The organism is Armatimonas sp. (assembly GCF_031410135.1).
Lineage (GTDB): Bacteria > Armatimonadota > Armatimonadia > Armatimonadales > Armatimonadaceae > Armatimonas.
Genome location: NZ_JANNYP010000073.1, coordinates 1 through 4410, shown reverse-complemented (window position 1 = coordinate 4410; position 4410 = coordinate 1). Strand labels below are relative to the sequence as shown.

Below are 4410 nucleotides of genomic sequence, written 5' to 3'. Positions count from 1 at the left end.
CGAAGCTGAACTCCCAAGTGCGGTTCACGAGCCGCACCCACTCCGCGTCCCGTGGGGCTACGAAGGCTGGCTGGAGACCGCGCTTTCCTGGATCACCGCACACGCCGAGGGCCTAAACTCCTGGAAAGAGATCAAGTCCTGGAGCCTCTCGTGCGTGATCCGCGCGGAGACGGGGCGGGGCACGGTCTACTTCAAGGCCACCAATCAGCAGCCGAAGCTCTTTGCCAACGAGTCGCTGGTGACCCAAAACCTCGCCGAGCGCCTTCCTGGTCGTGTTCCTAGTCCGCTCGCCATTGACCCCGAGCGCGGCTGGATGCTGCTCCCCGACTTCGGCCCAAACCTACAGGAAACCCACGGTGCTGGCTCGAATCCCCTGGCGCTTACCGACTACTCGCAGCTTCAACATACGACCCTGGGGCAAGACTCCGAGCTTATCGCGCTTGGCTGTGTCGACCGCCGACCCGCGCACGGGCTCTTGGAACTTGCGCTTCTCCTGACGGACGAGCACTGGCTCAGTCTTCTCACCGACCCCCAGCGCGAGAAACTTCTCTCCACAGACTGGCAAGCCCGCATCGCTCCCTTTGCCGATGCTCCCTGCGGCCTGGTGCACGGCGATCTCCATACCGGCAATGTCGCCTCAGGAGGGAACGGTTTGCTCTACTTCGACTGGACAGACGCCAGTGTGGGCCTCCCGTGGCTTGATGTCCTCACTCCGCTCTGGGAGGAGACCGATGAGGCCGCACGAGCTCTCTACGCCGCCTGGAGTGCCCCGCTGCCCCCCTGGGATATCATTGCTCCGCTGATCGCGCTCCATCACGCCATCAGCTACCGCCACATCCACCTCGCCATGGAGCCCTGCGCCCAACACGAACACCAAGGCGGCGTGAAGTTCTTCCTCCGAAAAGCCGCGGAGCTGTGCTAAGCCATGATCGTCTCTCTCAACGCACAAAACGCCACTCCCGTGCGTCTCTTCTTCGATGAGGAGAAGCTTATTGCGCTGAGTGTTGCCCAAACATAAAAAAAGCTCCCTCCACCTAGCACTTGGATGAAGGAAGCCATTACTCGTCCTCTACTTGCTTTTAGATCACGCCGCTGGCGGCTTTCGCCGTTCCCTTACCGCGTGTGCCTTGCCGGATGGGTTTAACATCCACGACGTTTTCGGGAGCCTGGTCTAGCAGCATCATCCAGTCCTCGACGGCGTCGCTCTTGGGGAAGATCTCGTTTTCCTTGAACTCCAGCGCGAGGGCTTTGTAGAGATCGTCTTGGGTCAGGCCTTCGGAGTGGTTGCCGGTGGCGATGGCACGCTTGATGGCAAAGTCCTTGGCACGCTCGACAAGCGAGCTGAGAAGCGCACCGGAGACCAAGTCCTTCCAGTAGAGCCGCTCCGTCCCGCCGTTGCGGTTGAAGACATCGAGAAACTCTGTATCCGCATCTTTTCGCCAGAGGTTCGCGACCGTATTGTCCACAAGCTCAGCCGCGGCGGCACGCTTGTCGCCGTTGTGCGTTTCCAGAAGCGCACAGTCCATCGGGACGCTCTCATTCAGGTAGATCGAGAGAATATCCTTGGCGGCCTTGCGGTCGGGGCGCTTGACACGAACGCGGCGGTCAATGCGCTCTGGGCGGAGAATCGCGGGGTCAATGTAGTCCGGGCGGTTACTCGTCAGCATCACCACGACATTGGCACTGGAGACCAGACCATCCATCTCGGCGCAGAACTGTGGTACCACAGTGTTGGAGATATTGGTCCAGCGTCCCGAGTTGCGGGTGCGCAGAATAGACTCGGCCTCGTCAATAAAGATAAAGACTAGGTGACCCTCTTTTGCCTTCTCGCGGGCCGTGGCGAAGATCTCGCGCACTTGGCGCTCACTCTCACCCAGCCACATGTTGAGAATCTTGGGGCCATTGATGTACATGAAGTACTCTTTGAGGTTCTGGCCGGTCTGCTGGTTGTACTCTTTGGTGAGGTTATAGGCCGTGGCTTTGCCAATCAGGGTCTTGCCGCAGCCGGGAGGGCCGTAGAGTAGGATTCCCTTCAGTGGACGCTTGCCAAAGCGCTCGTAGAGCTCCGGGTAGAGCAGGGGCTTCTCGATGGCATCGCGGATAATCTCGATAACCTCGTCTTGGCCGCCCACTTTTTCCCAGGGCACTTGTGGGACTTCTTCCAGGAAGAAATCCTTGCTTTCTGCTTTGGGGAAGTGTTCCATCGCCAGCTTGCCCGTCGGGTCCATACGCACTTCATCGCCGACTTTGAGATCAGCAAATTGAAGCGCCTCGCCTCGTCCCACAATACGTGAGTTGAGCCCCTGGGTATCACCGCCAACCCGGAGCCGGTTGTCCTCTAGCACCTCACCGACTTTTACTAGTGGTCCGGCAACATGGGGCGGTAGAACCTGCACCACGGCAAATGCATCATTGACAACCACGCGGTCGCCAATGGTCAGCGCGTCGGCCTCTAGCTTCGGATCGACGTTTCCCACATACTCGCCATCGCCAACAGCCAGAAAGACTTTCTTACTATTTTCCAGTGGCCCGAGATACATCCCGATCTTACTCGCCGTCTCCGTGAGCTTGGCGTAGGCATCCTCGAACTGCTCCAGAACTTCCTGGGCATCGCGCATCTGCCGCTCATCGGTTTCGAGCTGGTGGCGTAGAAGGAGTAAGTACTGGTACTTCGGGTCGGAGGGCGAAGTCATTGCCAGTAGCTCGTCTACCAGTCCCACAGCCCGCAGCTGCATCTCATCGGTCTCTTGAGCCTGCGAATCTCCCCGTCGGTTATCTCGTCGTGCCATGGAGGTATTATACCTGTCAGGCGTATGGAAACCACTCCTCAAACGGTCAGGGAAGCCTTGGCAAAACTCCGGGAACTTCCTCCGATTCCCGTAGAGCGCCGCCTCGCCGCCCTAGAGAAATTCTGGCAGCAGGTCTGTCTCGCGCCGCCCGAACCCACCCCGGCTCCGTTCGTTCCTCACTTCGCCGACCCTCCCTTGGTTCAAGGGAGGGTGGATACGAGTGGTGCGAGTAGCCGGGTGGGTTCGGGCGGATTTCCCTGGGTTCAAGTACACCAAGGAATCGAAGCCCTCGCCCGCTCCGCCCCGCCCTGCTCCGAGCCGGAAAATATGGAGACGCCGGGCGTCCTCGCGCTGATTCTCGCGGGAAACACGCCTCTTCTCGCCTGGCCTGTGCTCCATTATGCCGTGCTTCTCGGCATTCCTGTCTTTATCAAACAAAGCCGTGACGAAGTGATCTGGACGCGCCACTTCGTCGAGACGCTCGCCGAGATTGATCCAGAAGTCGCCGTATTTCTGCACCTTGATCTCTTTCCTGGCGACGACCCTCGAACCCACGTTCTCATCCAAAATACCGATGCTGTGATTGCCTATGGCAGCGACGAAACCATCGCGACACTACGCGAAGCCACTCCCAAAGCAACGCCATTTCAGGGCTTTGGGCACGCTTTGAGCATTGGAATTTGGACGGGGGAAGATTCTTTTACGGAGTTCAATGACTCGCTGACCTTGGCTGTAAAAGTAACTTTGGGATTTGCCCAAGATTTCCTCGTTTATGATCAGGCAGGTTGTCTCTCGCTCCAAGCGATTTTTATGCAGAAAAGCTGGATAGATGCCATGCGGGAAATGCTTGCCTGTGAGATGCCGTCGGTTGTCCATCAGCTTAGTTTGCCACTGCCCACCGATCCCGCAGAGTGTAGTGTTGTTCGAGAAGCACGTGACCTTGCGCTCATGCAGGGCTGTGAGGTGCTAGGGGATTCTGAGCTGCGTTGGACATTAGTCATACATCCAGACCAGTGTGCCTTGCCTAGCCTCATGGGGCATAGAGTGCTTCATTTGATTCCGTTAGAGAAACTGACCGAATTTGGAAATTATCTAGGCATCGCCAAAGGACGACTCTCTTCGGTTGGAGTCGGGTGCGAGCTTTCCAGCGAGCTTGAAATGGCAATCAAAGCAGAAGGGGTTTCGCGGATTTGTCAGGCGGGTGAGATGCAGACGCCGCCGCTGGACTGGCGCAATGGGGGCGTGGACTTGCGAGCGTGGTTGGTAAAATCGCTGGCTTCATGACTTCTTCACGGGGGCACTGTATTTTTGTCCGCGGAGGGGGATTCTGTTTCCCAGGTGTCGGAGGTCCGAGGTGAGCCGCTTGACAAAACTAGTAGGTTTGCGGAACAATAGCGGCGGCTTTGTAATCGAATGGGGTAGTCCTTGAGGGGACAATGATACCCCGTGAAATTTTCGTAACTTAAAGAAGGAAAATACCTGCACTGGCTTGAATAAAGCGAGCGTAGGTTTTCGGCAATTTTAGCTAGGGATTGACTCTGGCGAACGACCGAGAAGAGAGGTTTTACAGCATGCAGATTCGCACCGGGATGCGATCCTCCTGGTTGGCGGCGGCGGCGGC

Annotated in this window: 3 protein-coding genes; 2 read left to right on the top strand and 1 reads right to left on the bottom strand. The window is 57.7% G+C overall.

Annotated elements, in window-relative coordinates:
* Nucleotides 1–922: phosphotransferase (locus RMO15_RS02590; protein ID WP_309707523.1), on the top strand; the 922-nt coding region annotated here is incomplete at its 5' end.
* A gap of 157 nt (nucleotides 923–1079) precedes the next feature.
* Here the strand turns inward: RMO15_RS02590 and RMO15_RS02585 are convergent.
* Entirely contained in the window at nucleotides 1080–2789 is a 1710-nt protein-coding gene (locus RMO15_RS02585) for an AAA family ATPase (RefSeq protein WP_309707521.1), read from the bottom strand.
* 24 nt (nucleotides 2790–2813) lie between these two features.
* On the opposite strand from RMO15_RS02585, the gene RMO15_RS02580 reads away from it, so the two are divergent.
* The gene (locus RMO15_RS02580; protein ID WP_309707519.1) at nucleotides 2814–4073 is read left to right on the top strand and encodes an acyl-CoA reductase; all 1260 of its coding nucleotides are present in this window, start codon (nucleotides 2814–2816) and stop codon (nucleotides 4071–4073) included.
* Nucleotides 4074–4410 lie beyond the last annotated feature (337 nt).